The organism is Sphingobium fluminis (assembly GCF_037723805.1).
In the GTDB taxonomy this organism is placed as follows: Bacteria; Pseudomonadota; Alphaproteobacteria; order Sphingomonadales; family Sphingomonadaceae; genus Sphingobium.
Genome location: NZ_JBBJUK010000002.1, coordinates 426320 through 451783 on the forward strand (window position 1 = coordinate 426320; position 25464 = coordinate 451783).

The following is a 25464-nucleotide window of genomic DNA, read 5'->3' on the forward strand; positions in this document are numbered from 1 at the left end:
AACGCGCGGGCTTTAGCGGCGCGGCGGGAGAAGGGCAAGTTTAGGAGGTGGTAGTGGTAGTCAGGCCGCGTCCGCCATCGCAGCCTGCGTGTTCGCGATCCAGCCACCGCCGAGCACACGATCCCCAGCATAAAGCACCGCCGCCTGTCCCGGCGCAACACCATATTCGGGCGCGTCGAAGCAAAGGCGGTCGCCATCGAGCCGAGCGGGGACGGGCTTGGCCATGGAACGGACCTTGGCGGTCAAAGGCCCGGTAAAATCGCCGCCCAGCCAGTTGATGTCGCTCAGGGTTGCGCCGGATACCGCAAGCGCGGCCTTCGGCCCCACAATGACCCGGCGCGACGCCGCCTCCAGCCGCACCACGTAAAGGGGATCGGGCTGACCGCCAACCTCCAGGCCCTTACGCTGGCCCACCGTATAATGGATCATGCCTTTATGCCGACCCAGCAGTCGGCCATCGACATGCACGATGTCGCCGCCCTCGTCCGCATCCGGGCGCAGTTTGCGGACGATCTTGGCATAATCGCCATCGGGCACGAAGCAGATATCCTGGCTGTCGGGCTTCAGCGCGACGCCAAGACCAAGTTCAGCCGCGATTTCGCGCACCTGCTGCTTTGGCATGCCACCCAGAGGAAAGCGCAGATAATCGAGCTGCGCCTGTGTCGTCGCGAAGAGGAAATAGCTCTGGTCGCGCGCGAGATCGGCGGCGCGATGAAGCTCCGCCCCCTGCCCGCCTTCGACCCGGCGGACATAATGGCCGGTGGCAAGGCAATCGGCGCCGAGGTCCCGCGCGATCTGGAAAAGGTCGGTGAATTTCACCCCCATATTGCATTTCACGCAGGGGATCGGCGTGCGTCCAGCCATATATTCATCGGCAAAGTCGGAGATCACAGAATCGCGAAAGGCGCTTTCATAGTCGAACACATAATGAGCGATGCCGAGCCGATCGGCGACGGCCCGGGCGTCGCGGATATCCTGGCCGGCACAGCAGCTGCCGGTGCGTCCCACCGCCGCGCCATGATCGTAGAGCTGAAGTGTAACCCCGATCGTTTCCGCGCCAGTGCGCGCGGCCAGCGCCGCGACGACGCTGCTGTCCACCCCGCCCGACATGGCGACCACGATCCGCCGCATGGATAACGGCTCGGCCAACTGGAATTCGGGCTGCATGCAAGCCCTATAGGCCCGACCGGCCCCACGTTCCAGCCCAATTAACCCCCCTTTCATCCCGGACTAACGAGGCGTGACCGGGATGTTTACCGGGCCTTATATTTTGCCCGGTAAAAGCGCCACCATGGATCTGAGCTTCCTCCGCAACGGCATCAAGCCCGCAAGCATCAAGCCTGTGGGTCGCCCGCGCGTGCCGGCCTGGCCGTTTCTGCGCGCCGCTTCGGCAGCCGCGCAGGCGTCCAGCCCAACGGCGAAGGCGGTGGCGAACGTTCTGCGGGGGCAGGACGCGGCGGAAGACTGGATCCAGGAACTGGCGGGCATTTTCGCCCCACGTTCCGACGGCATGATCGAAGCCGTGCGACTGTCGGGAAGCTTCAACCCGTTGGTCGCGAGCCGTCTAGGAGTGGGGCAAGAATGATGAAAGGGGCGTTTACCTTTGCGCTTTAGCCGTTCTTCAGGGCTGATGTGGATAAGGTCTCGCTACTGAATTCGGCAACGCCAGTGCCGCTTTTGAGGGTGACAATGATAGAAAATCAAAAAATTCGGCCTGCACAGGTCGTCGGGCCGCTTGGAGAACCGTTGACGCTGGACAGCTTGCCGCCGGTCAACACGACGCGCTGGGTGGTGCGCCGAAAGGCGGAAGTCGTGGCGGCGGTCAATGGCGGCCTGCTTTCCGTAGACGAAGCGTGCGCCCGCTATTCGTTGACGCTCGAGGAATTTGCCGGTTGGCAGCGCGCGGTCGATCGATCGGGTATGCACGGCCTGCGGGTAACCCGCATTCAATATTATAAATCGCTCTACGAACGGCAGCAGAAATTCTGATCGAGCGCCCGAGCGGGTGATGATGAAAGGCCGCCGGCTGCGCTCCGGCGGCCTTTTCTTATGCTGATCGATTGCCCGCGTAACAGAATCGTTACGGGGTTGGGAACGCGATACGCCTTCCGCCGTTTATGCTTCAGCCAACCCGCTGGGGGCGCTGGCAAGGAGAAGTTAGATGGGCATCATTTTGTGGCTTGTCGTCGGCGGCATCATTGGCTGGCTTGCCAGCATGATTATGCGGACCGACGCTCAGCAGGGCGTTCTGCTTAATATCGTCGTAGGCATCGTCGGCGCATTCCTCGGCGGGCTGATTTTCAGCGGCGGTTCGATAAACAATGCCGGACTTACGCTTACCAGTTTTCTCGTTTCTCTGGTTGGCGCGGTCATTCTGCTCGCGATCGTCAATCTGGTCCGTCGCGGTTCGGTGCGATAAATCACGCCGACCTACGGTAACAGGGGCTGCACTATCCCAAGGGGGTGGCGCAGCCCTTTGCTATTCGATCAATATCGTCTGGCAAAAAGCCGGTAGATCGCCAGAACGGCGATCGAACCCAATGTGGCGGCGATGAAACCGGCGCCTTCACCCGCCATATACCAGCCCGCAAGCCGTCCGACATAGCCAGCCAGCAGCGCGCCTGCGATCCCGAGCAATATGGTGACGATGCAACCGCCCGGATCGCGTCCAGGCATGATAAGCCGCGCGAGCGCGCCAGCGAGCAGCCCGATGACGATCCATCCCAGCAACTCCATGGCGGTTCCTCTCCTATATGCCCCTTCCGCATAGCGTCATATAACCGCCGTTTTTGCAAGTGATCCCGTCGATCAAGCGTAATGCGCCTGCCGAACACGGATGATTTTTGGGGATTGAGCGAAGTGCGCTACTTATATAATACAGCTCGGGTTCGACGCGGCAGTCGGACGAAGATGGGGTCGGCATGAACTACGAAACACCGATTGCTGGCGACCCCGCCCTTACGGCCGATGAGGAAATGCAGCCTGGAAAAAAAAGACGGTGGATGATCGGAGCGATCGTCGCGATCATCCTTGTTGCGCTTGCGGTCTGGCTATCAATCCGGTCCAGGCCAGCGGCCCCCAGCGACAACGCGATGCAGGCGCCCGTCATCACGGTCATCAGCCCAGGTCAATCGATGATCGAACAAAGGGTGAGCGCGACCGGATCGCTCGCGGCGCGCGTCGAAATGCCAGTCGGCGTAGTGGGCGAAGGCGGGCAAGTGCGTCAGGTACTGGTTCAGCCGGGCGACTGGGTCCGGGCGGGGCAGGTTCTCGCGGTTATTGAACGATCGGTACAGGTCGAACAGATTCGCTCGCTCGCCGCGCAGGTTGAGGTGAACCGTGCCGACGCGAAACTGGCGCAGGCGCAGCTCGATCGCGCCAAGGCCCTGGTCGGGCGCGGCTTCATCAGCCGGGCCGACATTGATCAGCGTACGGCCACCCGCGATGGCGCGAACGCGCGCGTTGCCGTCGCCGCCGCCCAGCTTGCGGAACAGCGCGCGCGCACCGGGCGGCTTGACATCCGCGCGCCTGCAGCGGGCCTGATCCTGACACGCGCAGTCGAGCCAGGACAGATTGTTGGCTCGGGCAGCGGGACGCTTTTTCGGGTCGCCAAGGGCGGCGAGATGGAGATGCTGGCGCAAGTCAGCGAAGCCGATCTGGCGATGCTGCGCGTAGGCAATCGTGCGACGGTGACACCTATCGGCGGCACGGCGTCCTTTGCGGGCCAGCTATGGCAGGTCGCTCCCGTGATCGATCAGCAGAACCGGCAGGGGATCGCCCGCATCGCCCTCCCCTATGATCGCGCGATCCGGCCAGGTGGCTTTGCGTCGGCGATCATCATCAGCGGATCCGGCGTCGCGCCCACCCTGCCGGAATCGGCCGTACTGAGCGACGCGAAGGGCAATTATGTCTATATCGTCGATAGGCGCGATCATGTGGAACGGCGTGCCGTCACGACCGGGCAGGTTTCCGATAGCGGAGTGTCGGTCACGCGCGGCCTCGATGGATCGGAACGCATCGTGATGTCCGCAGGGGCATTCCTCAATCCGGGCCAGAAGGTTAAGCCGCAAGCGAAGGCGCGGCCATGAGTTTTCGCAATATCTCCGCCTGGGCGATCCGCAATCCGGTGACGCCGCTGGTGCTGTTCGCCGCGCTCATGCTGGCGGGCATTGTCAGTTTCATGCGACTCGATATCAACCAGCAGCCCGATGTGAGTTTCCCGGTCGTCAGCGTCACGGTGAATCAGCCGGGCGCGGCCCCCACCGAACTGGAAACGCAGGTCACGCAGCGCGTCGAAGCCGCCGTTCGCGCCATCAGCGGCGTGGACGAAATTTCGTCCTTTGCGTCGGAGGGCAGGTCGCTCACCAACGTCACCTTTCAGATCGGTACGCCGATCGACCGTGCTGTGGCCGACGTGAAGAACGCCGTCGACCAGATTCGCAGCAACCTTCCCGAAGGCATTTTGGAACCGCAGGTCAGCCGCGTCGACATCGATGGCGGGCCGATCGCCTATTACAGCGCCGAAACGACCGACATGACTCTGGAGGAGTTGTCCTGGTATGTCGACAATGTGGTGGCCAAGCGATTGCTGGGGATTTCCGGCATGGCCGCCGTCACGCGCGGCGGGGGCGTCAGCCGTGAAATCCGTATCATTCTCGATCCCGCCAAACTTCAATCGCATGGCGTCAGCGCGGCGCAGGTCAATCAGCAATTGCAGCAGGTCAACCTGAACGCTGCGGGTGGCCGCACGGAAATCGCTGGCGCCGAACAATCGATCCGGGTGCTGGGCAATGCGCGCAACGCCTATGCGCTCGGCCAGACCCAGATCGCCATATCCGGCGGCCGCACCGTTAAGCTCGCCGACCTCGCCAGCGTGCGCGATCTGTTCGCCGAACAGCGGTCGGTCGGGCTGATGAACGGGCGCCAGGTCACCAGCCTTCGCCTCGATAAGGCAAAAGGCAGTTCCGACGTTACGGTGTCCGATAATGCTGTAAAAGTGTTCGACCAGTTGTCGAAGGAAAATCCCAAAGTCCGGTTCAAACAGCTTTATACCAGCGTCGACTACACCAAGAATCAATATCATTCGGCGATGGCTGCGATGATCGAGGGCGCTGTTCTGGCCGTCGTCATCGTATTCCTTTTCTTGCGCGACTGGCGCGCGACGATGATTTCCGCGCTTGCGATTCCGCTTTCAGCGATCCCGACTTTCTGGTTCATGGACCTGATGGGCTTTACGCTCAACATTACTTCACTGCTCGCGCTGAGCCTGGTCGCGGGTGTGCTGGTGGACGATGCCATCGTCGAGATCGAGAATATCGTACGCCATATGCGTATGGGCAAAACAGCTTATCAGGCTTCGATCGACGCTGCGGATGAAATCGGGCTTGCCGTGCTCGCTACGACCATGGTGATCGTCGCTGTGTTCCTCCCCGTCGCCTTCATGCCTGGGGTTGCCGGGCAATTCTTCATCCAGTTCGGCATGACGGTGGTTGTGGCCGTACTGCTCAGCCTGGGCGTCGCACGTCTCATCACGCCCATGGTCGCGGCCTATTTTCTTAAATCCCATGGGGAGGCCACCCATGGCGAGGGATGGCTGATGGACCTCTATATGCGTGTTCTTCACTGGTCGCTTGACGAGCGCAAGGCGGTTGCGCGGCGTGTGCGTGGCGGGTGGGCTGCGCGTACCGCCTATCTTTTTGATCACCGAATCTGGACACTGGGCCTCGGGGGCCTGTCGTTCGCGGCGATGCTTTTGGCTTTCATGACATTGCCGGTCACCTTCAATCCGACGACCGACACAGACTTTAGCCAGGTTAAGGTGGAAACGGTGCCAGGAAGCACGCTCGCGCAGACAACCGCGATCACGCGACGGGTCGCCGACATGCTTGCGGCGGACAAAGAAGTGGTCGAGGCCGCTTTCGCCGATATCGAGCCGACCAGCGCCAACATCTTCTTAACGCTCAGAAAGGACCGGCCGCTCTCCTCGGTCGAGTGGGAACGCAAGGTCGCGCCCCAATTTGGGACAGTCGCCGACGCCCGTGTCAACTTTCAGTCGCAGTCTGGCGGCGGGTTCGGTCGCGACATCATCATCATGCTGGGCAGCGACGACGCCGAACTGCTGGAAAGCACCGCCAACAGGCTCGTCGCCGAAATGGCCGGCATCAGGGAACTGCGTGCACCGCGGGTGCAGGGCGACATGCAGCGACCTGAAATCATCATCAAGCCACGCATGAATCTTGCCGCGAGCATGGGCGTCACGACGGCCGCGCTCAGCCAGACGATCCGCATCGCGACGCTCGGCGACATCGACCAGAACAGCGCCAAATTCTCGCTTTCCGATCGCCAGATCCCGATCCGCGTCTCGATTGCCGAAGATAGCCGCAAGGACATCGCCACCATCGAAAATATGCCGGTCCCGACCGCCAATGGTGGGTCCGTCCCGCTGAAGGTCGTCGCCGACATCGCCTTTGGCGCGGGGCCAACCGAGATTCGCCGCTATGCCCAGGTCCGCCGGATCGTCGTAGGTGCCGATCTGGCGCCGGGGGTCGTGACCAGCGAAGCAACGACAAAGATCAACGCGCTGCCGACCATGAAGGCGATCCTTGACGGCAAGGTCGCGGGGTTGAGGAAAATCGAGGCGGGCGACGCCAAAATTCAGACGGAGATGTTTCAGAGCTTCGGCATAGCCGTGATCTCCGGCATCCTGCTGGTCCTCGCCGTACTGCTGCTGCTCTACAAGCGAGTGATGCCGCCGTTCGTCAATATGGGGTCGCTGGCGCTGGCGCCGCTCGGCGGCGCGCTGGCGCTGCATATTTCGGGCTATCCCATCTCGATGCCGGTTTTGATCGGCATGCTCATGCTGCTTGGCATAGTGGCGAAAAATTCGATCCTCGTCATCGATTTCGCGCTGGAGGAAATCGCCAAGGGCGTGCCGAAATATGCTGCGATCATCGATGCAGGGCACAAGCGCGCCCAACCGATCGTGATGACCACGGTCGCGATGGTCGCAGGTATGGTTCCGACCGCGCTGTCGCTGTCGGGCGACAGCGCGTGGCGCGCGCCCATGGCCGTCACTGTGATCGGCGGCCTTATCTTGTCGACGCTGCTAACTCTCATCATCGTGCCCGCGACTTTCAGTTTCGCGACCGGCGTCGAAGAATGGATCGGGCCCCGCCTGGGCCGCAGGCTGTTGACCTATCGAAAGGGCGACGATGTGGCGCACGCGGGGCAGGCGCAGCCCGCGAAATGATCGCCGCCGCATAAGCGGGCTTTGCCTGAACGAAAGCGCGGCGTAACCGTTGAACGCCCATGCAGTTACCCGCCCTCTCCCGACCCGTCGAACAAAGTCCCCCTCACCCGGCCCGGCGCATGCGGCTGGTGGCGACGGGGATGCTGGTTGCGATGGCGATCCTGTTCATCGTCGCCCGCGCAACCGTGCATGTCCACCCCGCAGTCGGCTTCGTTCAGGCCTTTGCCGAAGCCGCAATGGTCGGCGGCCTCGCCGACTGGTTCGCGGTCACGGCGCTGTTCCGCCACCCGCTTGGCCTTCCGATTCCCCACACGGCGATCATCCCACGCAACAAAGATCGGATCGGCGATACGCTGGCGCTATTTCTACGCGACAACTTCCTGATTCCTTCGGTCGTAGCTCGCCGCATGCGCGGGCTGGACGTCGCAGCGGCGGCGGGCCGCTTTCTCGCCAGTCCATCGGGCGGCGACGGACGGCTGCGCGAGGGTGCCTCGCGCCTCGCCGCCGACATGCTGGAAGCGCTCGATCAGGAACGGCTTGGCGGCATGGTGAAAGGCGCGATTGCGCAGCGGTTGCGCGCGATCCACATCGCCCCGCTGATCGGCCAAGCTATCGAGGCGGCCATGCGCGACGGCCGCCATGCGCCGGTGATGGACGGCATCATCCACTGGGCCGACCGGGCGCTGGAAGCCAACGAACATCTGATCCGAGAGATGATCAGCGAACGCGCGGGCAAGGTGCTGCGCTGGACCGGCCTCGATGAAAATCTCGCTAGCGCCATCCTTTCGGGCTTGCGCAAGCTGATCGCGGACATGGCGACCGATCCGGGCCACAGCCTGCGCCTCAAGGCCGAAGAGGGCATGGCGAAACTGGCCGTCGACTTGCAGCATGACCCCGTCACCCAGGCGAAGGTCGCGCGCATCCGTGACGAAATTATCGACAATCCGGCGATGCAACGATGGATCGACGGGCTGTGGGAACAGGCGCGCGCTGGCATGCTGCGTGCCGTGCGCGATCCGGGCAGGGCGATGGCAGGGCGATTCGGCGAGGCATTGCAACAGCTTGGCACGACGCTTCAGGGTGACGCGCGATTGCGGATGCTGATCAACCGTTTCGTCCGCCGCGCGGCGGTGGGCGCGACCGCCGCCTATGGGTCGAGGATCGTGACGCTGGTCAGCGAAACGGTGCGCGGGTGGGACGCCAGCACCGTCACCAGCCGGCTGGAGGGCGCGGTGGGCCGTGACCTCCAATATATCCGTATTAACGGGACGCTGGTCGGTGGCTTGGTCGGCCTGACGATTCACGCCATAGACTCGCTGCTATAACAGCCTTCGCAACGCGCCTTTCAGGCAGGACCATCGGGGCTGATCGACATGGCACATATAACGATCCGAAGAAATAATTCGCGCGGAGGCGCAGAGGACGCGGAGGCGGCATGTGCCAAGGCCAGCATATCGCGTGTCCTCTTAAGCAAAAATCGTGATTTTGCGACGGGCAGGACCAATACCACAAGAGGTCTCCGCGTCTGCGCCAAAATGAGGCGAGTGGCTCGGAACGTTCATCGTACACTAGCTCGTCAAATTTGATGTTGCAACATATCATAAAAGTATGTTGTAACATTTCATGCGCTCGTCATGAGGCGCTGTTCAGGACAGAGGATGCGGCACATGAGAACCATGGAGATCCAATCAGCCCCAATCATCTCGGGCTATAGCGGCGGCCGGCGCTCGCCGATCGGCATAAGCGGGACGATCGCGGTCCATGCGCTGGTCGTGGGCACATTTCTGCTCATGCCAAAGGAAATGATCGACTCGATTACGCCGTCGCCTTTCATCATTCACTCCATCCCGCTCGACCCGCCCCCGCCCGAAAATCCGCCACCGCCGGACGCCAAAAAGCCGAAGTCGCACGAGCCGGCGAGCCAGCCCGCGACAACGGATCCGTTCGTTCCGACGGCCTCCAATGACTGGCCCATCAAGCCGATAGACAGGACGTCCGGTGACGGAACCGGGGATGGCGGCCTGGTGGTCGCCCCTCCCGATCCGCCCCGGCCGCCGGTGCTGGTCGACGCGCAGATCGACCCACGCGCCCTGCCCGCCTTTCAGCCGGATTATCCCGGCGCGATGATCCGTCAGCAGGTTGAGGGTAGCGTGACGGTGCGCGTGACCATCGGCACAGATGGTCGCGTCGTCGATATCGAGCGCGTTTCCGCCACGGACGAGTCGTTCTGGCTCGCGACCCAGCGCCATGCCTTGCGCAAATGGCGTTTCCGTCCGGCGACCCGAGACGGCGTGCCCGTCACAGCGATCAGGGTCCTGACCGTGCATTTCCGGCTGGAGGATCGCTGACAGAAAATTGCGTTGGCCGGCTGCGCATCTGTCTTGCGAGACAGGTTTTGCATCCGGCCCCGCCCTCTCCTATATGGCCCCTATGGCGTTCTTTCCCCGACCCGTTTCGCCCAAGAGCGCGCTAAGCGATTTCTGGAGCTATTTCAGCGCCAGCCGGGCGCATAAATGGCCTTTGCTCGGCCTGTCCATGGCGATCACCTATGTCATCGTCTGGGCATTCGTCATCGACGCCAATACCAATACGATGCCGACGCAGAACCAGATATTCTATGTCGAAAGCTGGGACGTGCACCGCCCGGACGCCGCGATCATCCTTCAGCAGAAGATGGATTTGGCTAAGCGCGAATCTATTCTGGCCAAGAAGCAGCAGGACATGCAGCATGTCGCCGACCTGTTCGGTATCGACTGGCGCACCGACGAGGCGCGCAATACCGCCCGGCGCAAGGAAGCGCTGAAGCAGATCAACGCATTGCTCGACGCCCGGCTGGTCAAGGCCGAAGCTGGCGAAAAGCCGGCTACGCAAGCGCGCCAGCCCTGAGCCTGCCTTCCCCGATGGCCGACCGGCGCTTCATGGCGGCGGCGATCGCCCTCTCGCTGCGCGGGCGCGGCCTTTCCACCCCCAATCCCAATGTCGGCTGCCTGATCGTCAGGAATAGCCAGATCGTCGGCCGAGGCTGGACCCAGGCGGGTGGTCGCCCCCATGCCGAAGCGCGCGCACTCGATCAGGCGCTGGATCGCGCGCACGGGGCGACTTGCTATGTGACGCTGGAGCCATGTTTTCACCTCTCGCCGCGTGGCCCCCGCTGCGCCGACCTTCTCGTGCGCGCCGGAATCAGCCGGGTCGTCATCGCATTGCGCGATCCCGATCCGCGCACCGACGGTCAGGGCGCGGACTATCTCCGCGCGCGCGGCCTTGCCGTCGAAATGGGGTTGCTGGCGGATGACGCGGGCGCGGCTATGGCGGGATTCGTGCTGCGCCAGACGTTGGGCCGACCGCATGTCACGCTCAAGCTGGGCATGTCCCTGGACGGCCGGATCGCCCTGCCCGATCGCTCCAGCCGCTGGATCACCGGCCCTGCCGCCCGCGCTCATGCTCATATGGAACGGGCGCGGCACGATGCGATCCTGGTCGGCGGCGGTACGCTGCGCGCCGACGCGCCTCGTCTCGACGTGCGGCTGGGCGGGCTCGAAGCGCGCAGTCCGCGCCGAATTCTGCTGAGCCGCGGGGAAGCGCCGCAGGGTTGGGAGCGGATCGGCGCGCCTGAAGAGATCGCGACGCTCGACCGCGTCGATCATCTGCTGGTCGAAGGCGGAGCGGACACCGCCGCCGCGTTCCTGCGCGCCGATCTCGTGGACCGGCTGCTGCTTTACCGCGCGCCGATCGTCATTGGAGCAGGCCTTGCCGGCATCGGCGACATCGGCCTTACCGATCTGAGCCAGACGCATGGCCGATGGCGGCGGATCGACTCGCGAACCTTCGGCGAAGACCGGCTGGAGGTTTACGAACGGATGACGGCCGCCTAAGTCTCCCATCCAACCTTTTCCACCACAGGATAAATCATGTTCACCGGCATCATCACCGACATCGGCACGGTCCGCGAGGCGGAGCAGCGTGGCGACCTGCGGGTCGTCATCGGCTGCTCCTTTGAAATGGACGGTGTCGCCATCGGCGCATCGATCGCCTGCTCGGGCGCTTGCCTGACCGTGGTGGACAAGGGCCCGGACTGGTTCGCGGTCGATCTTTCGGCCGAAACGGTGGAGCGCACGGCTCCCGGCCTGTGGTCGGTCGGCCGACGCCTCAATCTGGAACGCGCATTGAAAGTGGGTGACGAGCTGGGTGGTCACATTGTGACCGGCCACGTCGACGGGATCGGCACCCTGGTGTCCGCGAGCCCCATCGGCGATTCGACCGCGCTCGTCATCGCCGCGCCCGCCGATCTCGCACCGGCGCTCGCAGCCAAGGGTTCGATAACGCTCGACGGCATTTCGCTGACGGTGAACAGCGTCCAGGATCAGGCAGATGGCAGCGTGCATTTCGGCATGAACATCATCCCGCACACGGCAGTGGCGACGACGCTGGATGACCTGAACGCCGGCCGGGCGTTTAATCTCGAGATCGATGTCCTTGCGCGCTACCTCCAGCGCATGCAGGCCGTCGCTCGCGCGTGATGTGATTTCAACTTGAATGAATCACATTGAAGTGTGATAATGGACAAATCTTCCGGGCAGGAGTGGTCCCATGTCGTCAGCACTTATCGATACCGTTCGCAACCTCGTCACCGACGGCGGGATGTCCCGCTCCGGCCTGGCTCGGGCGGCCGGCCTGCATGCCAACTCCCTTCGCAAGCTCGGCGAAACGGACTGGAATCCCACGGCGGACACGTTGGGCAAGCTCGAATCCTATCTGATCAAGCGCGAGGGCGGCACCGCGCTCGCCAGTCCCGAAGAAATCATCAACGAAGCCCGTAACGGCCGCATGTTCATTCTGGTCGACGATGAGGACCGGGAAAATGAAGGCGACCTCGTTATTCCCGCGCAAATGGCGACGCCCGATGCGATCAATTTCATGGCAACCCATGGCCGTGGCCTCATCTGCCTGGCGCTGTCCAAGGACCGGGTCGACTATCTTGGCCTTGGCCTGATGAGCCGCAACAACGGCACGCGGCATGAAACCGCCTTCACCGTATCGATCGAAGCGCGCGAGGGCGTCACCACCGGCATCAGCGCCGCCGACCGCGCCCGCACCATTTCGGTCGCGATCGACGGGTCCAAGGGCCCGGCCGACATCGTCACGCCCGGCCATGTGTTCCCGCTCGTCGCCAAGGATGGCGGCGTGCTGGTCCGCACCGGTCATACCGAGGCGGCGGTGGACGTCGCACGGCTCGCGGGCCTCAACCCGTCCGGCGTCATCTGCGAGGTGATGAAGGATGACGGCACCATGGCCCGTCTCGACGACCTCATCCCCTTCGCGCAGAAGCACAAGATGAAGATCGGCACGATCCGCGATCTCATCGCCTATCGTCGCCGCCACGACCATATGGTCGAGCGCCGGTCCGAAAGCAGCTTCCACAGCAAATGGGGCGGCGAATGGAAGGTGATCTGCTTTTACAACCGCGCGACCCATGCCGAACAGATGGTGCTGCAAAAGGGCCATATCGTCCCCGATCAGCCGACGCTGGTGCGGATGCACCAGATGTCGCTGTTCGACGATGTTTATGGCGCGATCGGCCCGCGCAGCGACATGCTTGCCAAGTCGATGGAGTTGATTGATCGGGAAGGGGCGGGCATCATCGTTATGCTCAGCAGCACGTCCCATGATTTCGTCAGTCGCTCGCTGGAACGCTATAATGGCAAGGCGGTCGGCGATATGGACGAGCTGCGCGATTATGGCGTGGGCGCGCAAATTCTGGCCGAACTGGGCGTGCACGACATGGTCCTGCTCACCAACAGCCATCGCAGCCTGATTGCGCTTGACGGCTATGACCTGGCCGTGGTTGGCCACCGTCAGATTCAAGCCTGAAAAAGGACGCAGCGTGGCCAAATTCCTGATCGTCGAAGCGCGTTTCTACGAGCATCTGAACGACCTGCTGATCGAGGGCGCGACTGCTGCACTCGGTGAAGCAGGCCATAAATTTGAAATCGTGACCGTCCCCGGCGCGCTGGAAATACCGGGCGCTGTTGCGCTGGCGGCGGAATCCGGCCGTTATGACGGATTTATCGCGATCGGCGTGGTGATCCGTGGCGAAACCTATCATTTCGAGGTCGTATCGAACGAGAGCGCGCGCGGCCTGATGGCGCTCAGCATGGACGGAATCGCGATCGGCAACGGCATCCTGACGGTCGAGAATGAAGCGCAGGCCCTGACCCGCGCCCGGCGCACCGAAAAGGACAAGGGCGGCGAGGCTGCCAAAGCGGCCATCGCGATGCTGGGCCTGCGAGAGAAATTCGGGGCCTGATCCTCGCTGGAAAGGATCAAGCCGGCCGGTCAGGCCGCCTCGTCCAGTGGCGGATAATCGATATAGCCTTTCGCGCCCGGCGCATAAAAAGTCGCTTGCTCCGGGCTGTTGAGCGGTGCGCCCACGGACAGCCGCCGGGGCAAATCGGGATTGGCGATGAAGGGCCGGCCAAAGCTGATCGCCTGCGCCAGCCCACTGTCGAGATCGGCTTGCGCGCCATCGACATCATAATCGCTGTTGAGCACAAGCGGGCCGCTGAAATGCTGGCGGACGAGTGGCGATTGTCGCGGCACGTCGCTCGCCCCATAGGTCCCAGTGGGCTTGAGCTCACGCAGCTCGAGGAAGGCCAGGCCGATTGGCTCCAGTGCCCGCGCCGCCGCGACCGAGATGCTGGCGGGGTCGCTGTCATCGGTGCCCTGCGTCACCCCATTGAGCGACAGGCGGACGGATGTGCGATCTGCGCCGATGGCGTCGGCCACGGACTGCACAACTTCGCGAAGCAGGCGGGCGCGATTTTCGGGTGACCCACCATAGGCATCCTCGCGCTTGTTGATGCCGTTACGCAAGAATGTGTCGATCAGATAGCCGTTGGCTGCGTGGATTTGCACCCCGTCGAACCCTGCCTCCACGGCGTTGCGGGCGGCGGTGACATAGGTTGCGATCACGCCGGGAATTTCCTCAAGCGCCAACGCCCTTGGCGGTTCATAGTCGCGGTTGCCATCATAGGTGTGGGCATGGCCAGGCGCGGTGATCGGGCTGGGTCCGAGCGGCGCTTCCCCGGTGACGCTCGAATGGACCATTCGCCCCATATGCCAGAGTTGGGCGAAGATCAGGCCACCCTCATCATGAACCGCAGCGGTCACCGGCTTCCAGCCCGCGACCTGCCCTTCCGACCAGAGACCGGGAGCGAACGGCATGCCCAGCCCCTGCTGCGACACGCCCACCGCTTCGCTGATGATAAGACCCGCCGAGGCGCGCTGGCGGTAATAGTCGATCATCAGGGGTGTGGGCACATGGTCACGGTCGGCGCGGGCGCGGGTCAGCGGCGCCATCAAAATGCGATTGGACGCGGTGACGGCACCCAACTGGACGGGATCGAACAATGTCGGCATGCGGGCTTCCTCGTCATTCATTGCAAATTGCAACGGGACTTGCTGGCACAAGCCAGCTAGGGATCGGCCATGGCCAATTCAACCCCGGTTCGCCGTCCCGATACACCACGCCTCGCTTTTCCTGCCCTGATCCTCGCCAATGTCGTTCTGGCGTTCGGGCCGACTCTGGTTCGACTGGCCGATGTGGGTCCGGTGGCCGCTGGCTTCTGGCGGCTGGCGATAGCGCTGCCTTTCCTGCTCCTGCTGTCCCGGCGCAGCCTTATGGCCGCGCGTTTGAGCATCTGGCAGTGGACGGCGATGATCGTTGCCGGCCTGTTCTTCGCCGCCGATCTCGGCACCTGGCATGCCGGCATCCATTTGACCAAGGTCGCCAATTCCACCCTGTTCGGCAATGTCAGTGCCCTCGTCCTGCCCATCTGGGCGGTGTTCGTGCTAGGCCAGCGGCTCCGTCGGTTGCAGATGCTGGCGCTCGCGCTTGCGGCGGCCGGGGCCGCTATATTGATGGCGGGCAGCTATGAATTGGCACCCCGCTATCTGCGCGGCGACCTGCTCTGCCTGCTCGCCGGGCTGTTCTACGCTGCCTATCTATTACTCGTGCAGGATGCGCGCCAGCGGCTCGACGGCTGGTCGGTCCTGACCGTCGCGAGTCTGGCGGGCGTGCTGCCGCTTCTGCTGACCGCGCTGGCGATGGGCGAACGCGTGCTGCCGGGCGACTGGACCCCGGTGATCGCTCTCGCCTTGTCGAGCCAGCTCATCGGACAGGGCCTGATGACCTATGCGATCGGCTGGTTCTCGCCATTGGTGCTGGGACTGAGCCTGTTGCTGCAACCGGCGGTCGCTGCGCTGCTTGGATGGATGTTGTTCGGCGAGACGATGAGCGTGACCGATGGCGTCGGCGCGATCGCGGTCGGCGCCGCGCTGGTGCTTGTGCGCCTGCCCGCCCGGCCTTAATAAGGGCCGATGACCACTATTGCCAATCCCACACAGCAGGACTTGACAATGGACGAAGTGCGCGCCCTGCTCGCGCCGATATTGCCGCGCCACGCCGCCTTTGACGGCTGGCGACCGCAGGCGGTGACGATGGCGGCGGCGGAAAAGGGTATCGATCCCGATATTGCCCGCCTCGCTTTTTCCGATGGGCCGGTCGACATGATCGACGCCTGGTTCGCGAGCATCGATGTGGCCATGGCGACGGCGCTGCCGACGGCCAGGCTCGCCGCGATGCCGATCCGTCAGCGCATCACCGCACTGATCGAGGCTCGCCTCGCTCTCCTCGCGCCCGATCGGGAAGCCTTGCGCCGCGCGATGGCTGTCCTCGCCATGCCGGTCAACGCCGCTCGCGCCGCACGGCTGGGCTGGCGTGCGGCCGATAGGATGTGGTGCGCGGCAGGCGACAGCGCGACGGATCTTAGCCATTACAGCAAGCGCGTGACGTTAGGGGCGATCTATGCCGCAACCCTGCTGGTCTTCGTCGATGACGACAGCGAAGGGTTGGCCGACAGCCACGCCTTCCTCGCTCGTCGGATAGAGGGCGTCATGCGCTTTGAAAAAGCCAAGGCCAGGTTCAGGGGCGCTGGCGGCGGTGAACGGCTCAGCCTTGCGCGCTTCATCGGCCGGCTGCGCTATCCCGTCGCCTGACATCGCCGATATTCCCACTGGCTAATCCTTGTCGGTATTGATAGTCACTCGCAGAACCGAACGAGTGCCCCTCCCTTGCGCCTGACCGACCTGCCGTTACGCCAGCCTGCCTATGTGGATCTGATCGACTGGGACCAGCTGTCTCCGAGCGAAGGGCAACGCCTGCGCGAATTCGGCCTGTGCGAAGGCGCGAGCGTAGAGGCGCTGCACCATGGTGGTCTGTTCGGCAACGGTCCTATCGCCTGCAAGGTCGGCCGCATGACCATCGCCATGCGCCGCGCCCATGCGGCAGCGGTGACCGTCCGCACCGATGCCGAAGCGAGTGCCGCATGAGCCGTCTGGCGCTCGTCGCGCTGGTCGGCAATCCCAATGCGGGCAAAAGCGCGCTGTTCAACGCGCTGACCGGCGCGCGGCAGAAGCTGGGCAATTATCCCGGCGTTACGGTGGAGCGCAAGGCGGGCCGGCTGGTGCTGGCCGACGGGCGACCGATCGAACTGGTCGACCTTCCCGGCACCTACAGCCTGTCGCCCGCCAGCCCCGATGAACAGGTGACCCGCGACTTCGTGCTCGGCCGGCAGGCGGGTGAGCGGCTGCCCGACGCGCTGGTCATCGTCGTCGACGCGTCCAACCTCGACAATCATCTGCGTTTTGCGCTGGAGTTGATCGCGCTTCGTCTGCCGACGCTGGTGGCGCTCAACATGGTCGATCTCGCGACCCGCGACGGGCTGGAACTGGATGCGACCGTTCTGGCGCACGAACTGGGGGTTCCGGTGATCCCGACCGTGGCTGTCCGCAAGCGCGGGCTCGATCATCTCAAGACCGAGTTGGAAACCGTGCTCGCTGACGAACCAGCCGCGGCTCGGCCATCGCCCGTGGAGCAGGATTTCGAGGCGGTGCGCAAGGATGCGCGGCGGATCGCGCGTGCGGCGATCGTGCGCGAGACCCCGTCGCGCCGCCTGACCGCTGCGGTCGACCGCGTCGCGCTTCATCCGGTCCTGGGCCTCGCCATGCTGCTGGGGCTGTTGTTCGTCATGTTCCAGGCGGTCTTTTCCTGGGCAGCGTTCCCGGCCGACATGCTGGAGGGCTGGGTCACGGGCCTTGGCGCCGCGGTGACGGCGCTGCTGCCGCCGGGACTGTTGCATGACTTTCTCTTACAGGGAGTCGTGGGCGGCGTCGGCGCGGTGATCGTTTTCCTGCCCCAGATCCTGATCCTCTTCTTTTTCATCCTGATGCTGGAAGCGACCGGCTATATGGCCCGCGCGGCCTTCCTGATGGATGGCATCATGGCGCGGGTCGGCTTGTCGGGACGGGCATTCATCCCCCTGCTCTCCTCCTTCGCCTGCGCCGTGCCCGGCATCATGGCGACCCGCACGATCAGCGATCCGAAGGACAGGCTGACGACCATATTGATCGCGCCGCTGATGACCTGCTCGGCGCGACTGCCGGTCTACGGCCTCATCATCGCAGCCTTCATCCCGAACCGGGCAGTGGCGGGGGGCGTGGGTTTGCAGGGACTGGTATTGTTCCTGCTTTACGTCGCAGGCATCGTCGGCGCGATGGTCGCCGCCTGGGCATTGCGGCTGACGGTGGCCAAGGGGACGAGCGGTGGATTTCTGATGGAAATGCCCAAATATCAATGGCCCCGGCCACAGGATATTTTGATCGGCCTGTGGCAGCGCGCCGTGATTTTCCTCAAGCGGGCCGGCACCATCATCCTGGCCACCAACGTCGTGCTGTGGATGCTGGCGAGCTTTCCCCATGCCCCCGCCGGTGTGAAACAGAGCGAATACAGCATTGCCGGGCGGATCGCGGGCGGCATCAATGTGCTGGTCGCGCCGATCGGTTTCAATCGCGATATTTCGCTCGCACTGCTGCCGACCATGGCCGCTCGCGAGGTCGCCGTGTCCGCGATCGCGACGGTTTATGCGATTGACGCCGACGATGACGAAAATGCGCTGAACCGGACATTGGGCGAGCGCCTCGCAGGGCGCTGGAGCCTTGCGACAGCGCTCGCTTTCCTTGCCTGGTTCGTGTTCGCGCCGCAGTGCATTTCTACGATCGCCGTCACCCGGCGCGAGACGAATGGCTGGAAATGGCCGTTGTTCATGCTCGGCTATCTGTTCGCGCTGGCTTATGCCGCCGCCGGGATAACATACTGGTCGGCAGTGGCGCTCGGCCTCGGCTGACCCCACTGGACCAAGCCGGCGACGGCTCTATAAGGGCCGGCTAACGCTTCGGAGGAATCATGGCAGGCTCGGTCAACAAGGTCATTCTGGTCGGCAATCTCGGCGCCGACCCGGAAGTGAAGAGCTTCCAGAATGGTGGCAAGCTGTGCAATTTGCGCATCGCCACATCCGAAAACTGGAAGGATCGCGCCACTGGCGAGCGCAAAGAGCGCACCGAGTGGCATAATGTCGTCATCAATTCCGAAGGTCTGGTCGGAGTCGCCGAGCGCTTTCTGCGCAAGGGCTCGAAAATCTATATCGAGGGCCAGTTGCGGACCCGCAAATGGCAGGATCAGTCAGGCAATGATCGCTACACGACCGAGGTTGCGCTCTCGGGGCCCGGCGCAGTCCTCACTATGCTGGATGGCGCGCCCGGCGGCGGCGGACAGGGTGGCGGGCGCTCGCAACAGAGCGTGAGCGACTGGAGCGGTGGCTCGGCCGGTTTCGGCGGCGGCGAATATGACGATCTAGGCGGTCGCGGCGGAAGCGGTGGCGGCTTTGGCGGTGGCAAGTCTGCCGGTGGCCGCGGCGGCTCGGCCGGTGGTCCGAATTTCGACAATGACCTGGACGATGAAGTGCCGTTCTGACGGTGCTATGCTCCGAAGGCCGGTTGGAAAACCTTCGGAGCGAAAGACGTCATGCGGCCAAGGCGGACGACAGGATCAGCCGGCCAGTTCGGCCGTCGCAAAGGCGCGGATATGTTCGCCCAGACCCTCCCGCTCCAGCGCCATCACGAAATTCGCCTCGATATAGCCAGCCTTTGACCCGCAATCGAAACGACGCCCGTCGAAGGTGACGCCGTGAAAGGGCTGGCTGCCGATCATTGATGCCATGGCGTCGGTCAATTGGACCTCGCCGCCGGCGCCCTTTTCCTGAGTCTCCAATATGCGCATGACTTCAGGCTGGAGAATATAGCGACCCGGCAGGATCAGGTTGGATGGCGCCGTGCCGAGCGGCGGCTTTTCGACCAGCCCCTTCACCTCGGTCAGTGCGCCATCGCGGACCCCTGGATCGATGACGCCGTAGCTTGAGGTCTGATCGTCGGGGATTTCCAGCGCGCAGACAAGGTTGCCGCCGACTTTTTCATAGGCCTCGACCATCTGCTTCATACAGCCACGCCCCGGCCCGCCCTTCATGAATTCGTCGGGCAAGAGGATGGCGAAGGGTTCATCGCCTACAATATCACGCGCGCACCAGATCGCGTGACCCAGGCCCAGCGGCTCCTGCTGGCGAAGGAATACCGCATTTCCCGGCGCGAGCCGCGTGCCGTCCAATGACGACATATCCTTGCCGCGTTCGCGCTGGGTCGCCTCGCTTTCATAGGCGATATCGAAATAATCCTCGATCGCACCCTTTCCTCGCCCGGTAACGAAGATCATCTGCTCGATTCCGGCTTCGCGCGCCTCGTCGACCGCATATTGGATCAGCGGCCGGTCAACCACCGGCAGCAATTCCTTGGGTATGGATTTGGTGGCGGGCAGAAAGCGCGTGCCGAGGCCAGCGACGGGAAATACGGCTTTGCGAATCGGCTTGATCGACATGCTGTTCCATTCTTGCTGGGTCGGGCAGTTGCTGAATTGCCGCGCCTGCCAGAAAGGTCAAGCAGCGGTGCCTCACACGGCCAGCAGACGCTCCGCCACCCGTTCGAGCGCACCGATTTCGGCATCCAGTTGCTCAAGCGAAATATGCAGGCGATTGTTCCGCTGATCGCGACAGGCAAAGCCGCCGGGCTCAGGTTGCTGAAAGCCAGCCACGATCAGCGATCGAAACCGGTCGATCCGCTGCATGTCGCGCTCGATCTCCGCGATCTCCATCAATATACTGGCATTGCGACGATCACGCATGGCGACGATGGTGCGCAATTCGGTCATCAGTTTGACCATGGTCGGCCGGGTCCGCGCGCCCACGGTGCGAATGTCGCCCATCCCCTCGCGCATCAGCGCGATCTTGCCTTCCAGCGACTGTTCGAGCATCGTCCATGCGCAGACCATCCGGCCGACGCCGCACAGGATCGTAGCATCGTCCGGCACATAATCCGACGCTGCCTTCACATTGATATCATAAGCCAAATTCACGCCCGAACCCTCTATCATCTTTTGCCCATGCCTTCGTGCACTTGCGAAGGTGTCGAAAGCCAGAGCATAGGATGGCGCTCCCCCCGAACACGGCACGGGCCAGCGACAAGCGTTCTAAATCGACGGCGAAACGAATCCGGCTGTTTGGTTAGAAGTCGATAGCAATGCCCTTGCGCTCCCAATCGCCATAGCGAACAGGGCTGAGCTCTTCGTCAAGCAGGGGCAGACGATCAAGTGGATCGGGTTCGGGAACCGGCGGACTTTTCGAAAGATGGGCTGGCGCCGTCACGTGGGCGGGACGTTTGCCGTTGAACTTGCCCATAACCTCTCCGATTGCGAAGGCGCAGAGCGACCCCCTTTCCGTTCGAGCCTGCTATTTGGACTGTCAAAGACTTATGTGCAAGGGATCGACTGTGAACTCAGCATAGCTTCACCCTCCCGGAGCCTTGAGTGATGACCCGGCGGCGCAAAGCGCGTAAGGGCGCGCCATGCCTCATCCCAGACGCCCCCGCCGTTCCGCCGATACCACGCCCGGCCTCGCCGCGCGCCGCGCCGCGCTCCGCCTGCTCGATGCCGTGCTGCGGCGGGGCGAACCGCTCGAACTGGCGCTGCATGCCGCATCGCAGGGCCTTGCCGACCGCGCCGACCGCGCGATGGTCCATGCCATCGCCGCCGAGACATTGCGTCACCTGCCCGATCTCGACGCGCTGATCGACGCGGCGACACCCCAGATCATCCCGCACGACGCCAAGGCGCGGATGGTGCTGCGCATCGCGCTCGTCCAGGTGCTCGTACTGGGCACTGCGCCCCACGCCGCGATCGCCACCGCGCTGCCACTGGTCGACGGCGGCCCGCGCAAGCTGGTCCATGGCGTGTTCGGCACGGTGACGCGCGGCGAGCCTGTATTGCAGAACCCGCCGACGCTGCCGGCCGAGGTCGCCGAACGTTGGGCCGGGCAATGGGGCGAGGGGATGCCGCTGGCGGCCGCTCATGCCTATGCCGTTCGTCCGCCGATCGATCTGAGCCTGCGTGACCCGGAGGAGACGGCGATGTGGGCCGAGCGGCTTGGCGGCGACAGCTTCGCTGCCGGTCATGTCCGCCTGCCCGACATGCCCAATGTTCCCCAGCTGCCCGGTTTCGCCGACGGTGCCTGGTGGGTGCAGGACCTTGCTGCGTCGTGCCCGGCGCGCCTGCTAGGGACGGGCGAAGGTCGTCACGTGCTCGATCTATGCGCCGCGCCGGGAGGCAAGACGATGCAGCTTGCCGCTGCGGGCTGGCGCGTAACGGCGATCGACCAGTCGAAAAAGCGGCTCGAAAGGCTGCACGACAACCTCAGGCGCACGTCTCTGGCGGCCGAGATCGTTCAGGCGGACTTGCGCGAATGGACACCGGACGCGCCGGTTGACGCCGTGTTGCTGGATGCGCCCTGCACCGCCACCGGCATCTACCGCCGTCATCCCGACGTGTTGCACAGGATCGGCCCGCGCCAGATCGCGGAACTGGCCGAGCTTCAGACCAGCCTGCTCGCGCGGGCGGGACAATGGGTCAAACCGGGGGGCACGCTCGTCTACGCCACCTGCTCACTCGAACGCGTGGAAGGCGAAGATCAGGCAGCGCGATTTCTCGCGGAAAATGCCGACTTCTCGCTCCTGCCAGCCACTGATGGCGAATTGCCGCAAGGGATATTACCGCTCGCCGGCACGGTACGGACATTACCCGATGCGCTCGCGAAAGAAGGCGGCACGGACGGCTTCTTCATCGCCCGTTTCGTCCATGGCTGACACAGAACCTTAACCATGGCGGGCGCATCACAAGCCAATCTCCTGAAAGTCGTATCTTGCGTCCGATCGAACCCCTTCCCCTCCATCACAGCTGGTCGCTGGCCAGTCTGCACGAACATCTGTCGCCGGTGGTGCTGGACCCGTCGTTGGCTGGAAACGACGTGGCGCTGGCGGAACGGGGCCTGGGGCTGTGGCATTGCGACCTGGCCGATGACCGGGTCAGCTGGACCGCAGGGGTCTACGACATATTCGGCTTCGAGCGCGACTCGCCAGTCCCGCGCGCGCTCTCGGTATCGCGTTACGCCTCGGATTCGCGCGAACAGATGGAGCGGTTGCGCGCCTATGCCATCCGGCACCGGCGCGGCTTCACGCTCGACATCGACATTCATCCGGCCGATGGTGGCCAATGTGCCGTACGGTTGATCTGCGCGCCCATCTTGCATGGGGATCGTGTCATCGGCCTGCATGGAATCAAACAGCTGCTCCCTGCCGGCGTCCCGCCTTCGCGCCGGCTCGACCCCACGGTCTTCGTCATGCTCTGACATGCTGATGGTTGCCGATCGGCCGAGTCAACGACGGCTTTTGCGTAAATGATACATTGCCCTCGCCGATTCGCGTCATTAAGGCGAACGGTTGATGAAACGCGATATATTGATCTCCCCATCCATCCTGTCCGCCGATTTTGCCCGCCTGGGCGAAGAGGTTCGCGCGATCGACGAAGCCGGCTGCGACTGGGTCCATGTCGATGTGATGGACGGCCATTTCGTGCCCAACATCACGATCGGCCCCGCCGTCGTGAAAGCGTTGCGGCCGCACACGACAAAGCCGCTCGACGTGCACCTGATGATCTCGCCGGTGGACGGGTTTCTCGATGCCTTTGCCCAGGCCGGCGCCGATATATTGACGGTCCACCCCGAAGCCGGACCGCACATCCATCGCACCGTCCAGCATATCAAGTCGCTCGGTGTTCAGGCAGGGGTCGTGCTCAACCCCGGTACGCCCGCCAAGATGCTGGACTATCTGATCGACGATATCGACCTGATCCTGGTCATGAGCGTCAATCCGGGTTTCGGTGGGCAGAGCTTCATCGAAAGCCAGCTCCGCAAGATCGAAGCCTGCCGCAAGATGATCGACAAGAGCGGTCGCGACATCCGCCTTCAGGTCGATGGCGGCATCGATTTTACCACCGCGCCGCGCGCAATCGATGCGGGCGCGGATGTGCTTGTGGCCGGCACCGCCACCTTCCGCGGCGGTTCCACCGCTTATGCGGACAATATCAGGAAGCTGCGAGGCGGGTGAACGATCCCCGGCGCACCCCTCCCCATTCCGTCCCGGGCGACGCCGATGCGCCACCGGTCGACGACGGGATCGAACAGGGCAAGCGGCTCATTCGCCTGGCGGATGACAAGGGGCTTTCGCTGGCCGAGCGGATCGCCAATCATTTCTATCTATTGAGCTGGAAGACGCCGATCCACAGCCGGCGGCTGAAGGGCAAATATCCGCTCAAGCTGCTCGCGGTGCCCGAGGACGAGATTGCCGGGGACGAGCGCGCGGGTCGCGCGATCCGCGCGGGATATTTCCTGTTTCGCGGCACCAAGCAGCCGATCGATGGGCTCGATTTCGCCCGGCTGGGCGTCGCCCCCGCCTTTGCCGACTATATTCACAGTTTTCGCTGGTTGCGCGATCTCGCCAGCGTGGCGACGCGCGAACAGGCGGCGCCGATCGCCGAGGCGATCCTGCGCAAATGGCTCGAAGCCCATGCCAGCCTGCCAAGCGAACCGGCATGGCGCGCGGACAATGCCGGATGGCGGCTGTTGTTCTGGACCGCCCACGCGCCGCTGATCCTCTCGTCGAGCGACCTCATCTATAGATCGCTGGTGCTGACTTGCATTGCGCGTACCGCCCGTCATCTCGATCGCGGCGCGGACAAAGTGGCGGTCGGCCTGCCCCGGCTGATCGCGTGGGGTGGCGTCGTCGCGGCGTCGATGCTGATCCCGGGCGGCGCGGCGCGCAAGCTGTTCGGCGAAGCCGGGCTGCGCCGCTCGATCGACGGCAGCTTTCATGGCGATGGCGGGATTATCTCGCGATCGCCGCTGGCGCAGCTTGAGGGCGTCATGCTGCTTTCGATGGTGACGGCGGTTTATGATGCACGCCGTGAGCAAGTACCCGCCTTCCTGCATGAAGGGCTCGCCCGCACCGTGCCGGCACTGCTCGGCCTTACCCATGGCGATGGCGGGCTTGGTTGCTGGCAGGGCGCGGGCGCGATCGATCCCGGGCAGGTGCAGGCTATCGTGCGCGCGAGCCGGGTGCGCACGCGTCCCCTGCGTCAGGCACGCGACTGGGGCTATCAGCGGATCGCGGCGGGCAGCACCGTGCTTCAGATCGATGCCGCTCCTCCTCCGGTCGCGAGGCTGGCCGAAGCAAGCTGCGCATCGACCGGCGCGATCGAGGTCAGCGACGGTTCACACCGGTTGATCGTCAATTGCGGCGGCGCGGCGCTCGAAGGCGCATGGATTCCGCGCGGGCTGGCACAGGGCCTGCGCACGACAGCAGCGCATTCGACGCTGGTGCTGAACGACTGTAATTCGACCGCGCTGCTGCCCGACGGTACATTGGGGCGTGGCGTCACCGAAGTGGAGCTGAACCGGCAGGAGCTGGAACATGGCAGCCGCGTCGACCTCAGTCATGACGGCTATGTCAAGCGCATGGGCTATGTTCACCGCCGCCTTCTGCTGATGAGCGGCGACGGCAAGGAAATTCGGGGCGAGGACATGCTGACGCCTGCGGTCCGCCGCCGCAAGCCCGCGCAATTGCCTGTATTGCTACGCTTCCATCTCGCGCCCGGCGTCGAGCCTACGCTGACGGCTGACAATCAGGGCGCCCTGCTGCGCATTGACCTTGGCGCGCTGTGGCAATTCCGCACCGGGACCGGCGTTCTGACGATCGAGGAAAGCCTGTGGGTCGATGGCGAAGGCCGCCCCCATCCCACGCGACAGCTCGTCGTGACGGGGGAGGCGCTGCCGGGCGGATCGAGCATCGGGTGGTTGCTCAAGCGCGTGGGATAGAGCGCACGCTCGCCT

27 protein-coding genes are annotated in these 25464 nt (G+C 63.8%); 21 read left to right on the forward strand and 6 right to left on the reverse strand.

Features of this window, described 5'->3' with window-relative positions; all coding sequences use genetic code 11:
- Positions 1–60 precede the first annotated feature (60 nt).
- On the reverse strand, positions 61–1167 hold the full coding sequence (gene mnmA / locus WG907_RS08200) for a tRNA 2-thiouridine(34) synthase MnmA (protein WP_340232265.1): 1107 nt from the start codon (positions 1165–1167) through the stop codon (positions 61–63).
- Between the two features lie 82 nt (positions 1168–1249).
- Between mnmA and WG907_RS08205 the strand changes: the two genes are divergently transcribed.
- From WG907_RS08205 to WG907_RS08215, 3 genes are all read left to right on the forward strand, one after another.
- Positions 1250–1585, forward strand: coding sequence for a hypothetical protein (locus WG907_RS08205; RefSeq protein ID WP_340232488.1), 336 nt, complete (start codon positions 1250–1252; stop codon positions 1583–1585).
- A gap of 104 nt (positions 1586–1689) precedes the next feature.
- Positions 1690–1989 carry a CtrA inhibitor SciP gene (sciP, locus tag WG907_RS08210; RefSeq protein WP_340232266.1) on the forward strand — a complete coding sequence of 100 codons (300 nt, stop codon included), beginning with the start codon at positions 1690–1692 and terminating at the stop codon, positions 1987–1989.
- 172 nt (positions 1990–2161) lie between these two features.
- Positions 2162–2419: a GlsB/YeaQ/YmgE family stress response membrane protein gene (locus tag WG907_RS08215; RefSeq protein WP_340232267.1), complete on the forward strand. Its 258-nt coding sequence runs from the start codon at positions 2162–2164 to the stop codon at positions 2417–2419.
- 68 nt (positions 2420–2487) lie between these two features.
- Here the strand turns inward: WG907_RS08215 and WG907_RS08220 are convergent, their stop codons facing one another.
- On the reverse strand, positions 2488–2736 hold the full coding sequence (locus WG907_RS08220) for a GlsB/YeaQ/YmgE family stress response membrane protein (RefSeq protein ID WP_340232268.1): 249 nt from the start codon (positions 2734–2736) through the stop codon (positions 2488–2490).
- Positions 2737–2921: 185 nt separating this feature from the next.
- Here WG907_RS08220 and WG907_RS08225 point away from each other — a divergent pair, with 185 nt between their 5' ends.
- The 9 genes from WG907_RS08225 to ribH all read left to right on the forward strand — a co-directional run bounded on the left by WG907_RS08225 (position 2922) and on the right by ribH (position 13553).
- The gene (locus WG907_RS08225) at positions 2922–4088 is read left to right on the forward strand and encodes an efflux RND transporter periplasmic adaptor subunit (protein WP_340232269.1); all 1167 of its coding nucleotides are present in this window, start codon (positions 2922–2924) and stop codon (positions 4086–4088) included.
- Positions 4085–7249 carry an efflux RND transporter permease subunit gene (locus WG907_RS08230; protein WP_340232270.1) on the forward strand — a complete coding sequence of 1055 codons (3165 nt, stop codon included), beginning with the start codon at positions 4085–4087 and terminating at the stop codon, positions 7247–7249. Before WG907_RS08225 ends, WG907_RS08230 begins: the two co-directional genes overlap by 4 nt.
- A gap of 59 nt (positions 7250–7308) precedes the next feature.
- The gene (locus tag WG907_RS08235) at positions 7309–8574 is read left to right on the forward strand and encodes a DUF445 domain-containing protein (RefSeq protein ID WP_340232271.1); all 1266 of its coding nucleotides are present in this window, start codon (positions 7309–7311) and stop codon (positions 8572–8574) included.
- Positions 8575–8916: 342 nt separating this feature from the next.
- Positions 8917–9597 (forward strand): energy transducer TonB, encoded by a 681-nt coding sequence (locus tag WG907_RS08240; RefSeq protein WP_340232272.1) that lies wholly within the window; start codon positions 8917–8919, stop codon positions 9595–9597.
- A gap of 73 nt (positions 9598–9670) precedes the next feature.
- On the forward strand, positions 9671–10135 hold the full coding sequence (locus WG907_RS08245; RefSeq protein ID WP_340232273.1) for a hypothetical protein: 465 nt from the start codon (positions 9671–9673) through the stop codon (positions 10133–10135).
- Positions 10136–10167: 32 nt separating this feature from the next.
- Positions 10168–11121: a bifunctional diaminohydroxyphosphoribosylaminopyrimidine deaminase/5-amino-6-(5-phosphoribosylamino)uracil reductase RibD gene (ribD, locus tag WG907_RS08250; RefSeq protein ID WP_340232489.1), complete on the forward strand. Its 954-nt coding sequence runs from the start codon at positions 10168–10170 to the stop codon at positions 11119–11121.
- 36 nt (positions 11122–11157) lie between these two features.
- Positions 11158–11766, forward strand: coding sequence for a riboflavin synthase (locus WG907_RS08255; protein WP_340232274.1), 609 nt, complete (start codon positions 11158–11160; stop codon positions 11764–11766).
- A gap of 70 nt (positions 11767–11836) precedes the next feature.
- Entirely contained in the window at positions 11837–13117 is a 1281-nt protein-coding gene (gene ribB, locus WG907_RS08260; RefSeq protein ID WP_340232275.1) for a 3,4-dihydroxy-2-butanone-4-phosphate synthase, read from the forward strand.
- A 13-nt stretch (positions 13118–13130) separates the two neighbouring features.
- Positions 13131–13553 carry a 6,7-dimethyl-8-ribityllumazine synthase gene (gene ribH, locus WG907_RS08265; RefSeq protein WP_340232276.1) on the forward strand — a complete coding sequence of 141 codons (423 nt, stop codon included), beginning with the start codon at positions 13131–13133 and terminating at the stop codon, positions 13551–13553.
- 29 nt (positions 13554–13582) lie between these two features.
- Here ribH and WG907_RS08270 read toward each other — a convergent pair whose 3' ends face one another.
- On the reverse strand, positions 13583–14665 hold the full coding sequence (locus WG907_RS08270; RefSeq protein ID WP_340232490.1) for an alkene reductase: 1083 nt from the start codon (positions 14663–14665) through the stop codon (positions 13583–13585).
- 69 nt (positions 14666–14734) lie between these two features.
- On the opposite strand from WG907_RS08270, the gene WG907_RS08275 reads away from it, so the two are divergent.
- The 5 genes from WG907_RS08275 to ssb all read left to right on the forward strand — a co-directional run bounded on the left by WG907_RS08275 (position 14735) and on the right by ssb (position 19115).
- Positions 14735–15616 (forward strand): DMT family transporter, encoded by an 882-nt coding sequence (locus WG907_RS08275; RefSeq protein ID WP_340232277.1) that lies wholly within the window; start codon positions 14735–14737, stop codon positions 15614–15616.
- Positions 15617–15664: 48 nt separating this feature from the next.
- On the forward strand, positions 15665–16303 hold the full coding sequence (locus tag WG907_RS08280; RefSeq protein ID WP_340232278.1) for a COQ9 family protein: 639 nt from the start codon (positions 15665–15667) through the stop codon (positions 16301–16303).
- Between the two features lie 75 nt (positions 16304–16378).
- Positions 16379–16636, forward strand: a complete 258-nt coding sequence (locus WG907_RS08285) for a FeoA family protein (RefSeq protein WP_340232279.1) — start codon at positions 16379–16381, stop codon at positions 16634–16636.
- Positions 16633–18489, forward strand: a complete 1857-nt coding sequence (feoB, locus tag WG907_RS08290) for a ferrous iron transporter B (RefSeq protein WP_340232280.1) — start codon at positions 16633–16635, stop codon at positions 18487–18489. The genes WG907_RS08285 and feoB overlap by 4 nt, the downstream gene beginning before the upstream one ends.
- Before the next feature lie 59 nt (positions 18490–18548).
- A complete protein-coding gene (ssb, locus tag WG907_RS08295; protein WP_340232281.1) occupies positions 18549–19115 on the forward strand; it encodes a single-stranded DNA-binding protein in 567 nt (188 codons plus the stop codon).
- A 75-nt stretch (positions 19116–19190) separates the two neighbouring features.
- Here the strand turns inward: ssb and WG907_RS08300 are convergent, their stop codons facing one another.
- The 3 genes from WG907_RS08300 to WG907_RS08310 all read right to left on the reverse strand — a co-directional run bounded on the left by WG907_RS08300 (position 19191) and on the right by WG907_RS08310 (position 20925).
- Positions 19191–20069, reverse strand: coding sequence for a UTP--glucose-1-phosphate uridylyltransferase (locus WG907_RS08300; protein ID WP_340232282.1), 879 nt, complete (start codon positions 20067–20069; stop codon positions 19191–19193).
- Between the two features lie 72 nt (positions 20070–20141).
- Positions 20142–20621 carry a hypothetical protein gene (locus WG907_RS08305; protein ID WP_340232283.1) on the reverse strand — a complete coding sequence of 160 codons (480 nt, stop codon included), beginning with the start codon at positions 20619–20621 and terminating at the stop codon, positions 20142–20144.
- Positions 20622–20751: 130 nt separating this feature from the next.
- Positions 20752–20925: a DUF1674 domain-containing protein gene (locus WG907_RS08310; protein ID WP_340232284.1), complete on the reverse strand. Its 174-nt coding sequence runs from the start codon at positions 20923–20925 to the stop codon at positions 20752–20754.
- Positions 20926–21091: 166 nt separating this feature from the next.
- Here WG907_RS08310 and WG907_RS08315 point away from each other — a divergent pair, with 166 nt between their 5' ends.
- The 4 genes from WG907_RS08315 to WG907_RS08330 all read left to right on the forward strand — a co-directional run bounded on the left by WG907_RS08315 (position 21092) and on the right by WG907_RS08330 (position 25449).
- Positions 21092–22384 carry an RsmB/NOP family class I SAM-dependent RNA methyltransferase gene (locus tag WG907_RS08315; protein ID WP_340232285.1) on the forward strand — a complete coding sequence of 431 codons (1293 nt, stop codon included), beginning with the start codon at positions 21092–21094 and terminating at the stop codon, positions 22382–22384.
- Between the two features lie 56 nt (positions 22385–22440).
- The gene (locus WG907_RS08320; RefSeq protein WP_340232286.1) at positions 22441–22926 is read left to right on the forward strand and encodes a diguanylate cyclase; all 486 of its coding nucleotides are present in this window, start codon (positions 22441–22443) and stop codon (positions 22924–22926) included.
- Between the two features lie 94 nt (positions 22927–23020).
- The gene (gene rpe, locus WG907_RS08325; RefSeq protein WP_340232287.1) at positions 23021–23683 is read left to right on the forward strand and encodes a ribulose-phosphate 3-epimerase; all 663 of its coding nucleotides are present in this window, start codon (positions 23021–23023) and stop codon (positions 23681–23683) included.
- Positions 23680–25449 carry a heparinase II/III family protein gene (locus WG907_RS08330; RefSeq protein ID WP_340232288.1) on the forward strand — a complete coding sequence of 590 codons (1770 nt, stop codon included), beginning with the start codon at positions 23680–23682 and terminating at the stop codon, positions 25447–25449. Before rpe ends, WG907_RS08330 begins: the two co-directional genes overlap by 4 nt.
- Positions 25450–25464 lie beyond the last annotated feature (15 nt).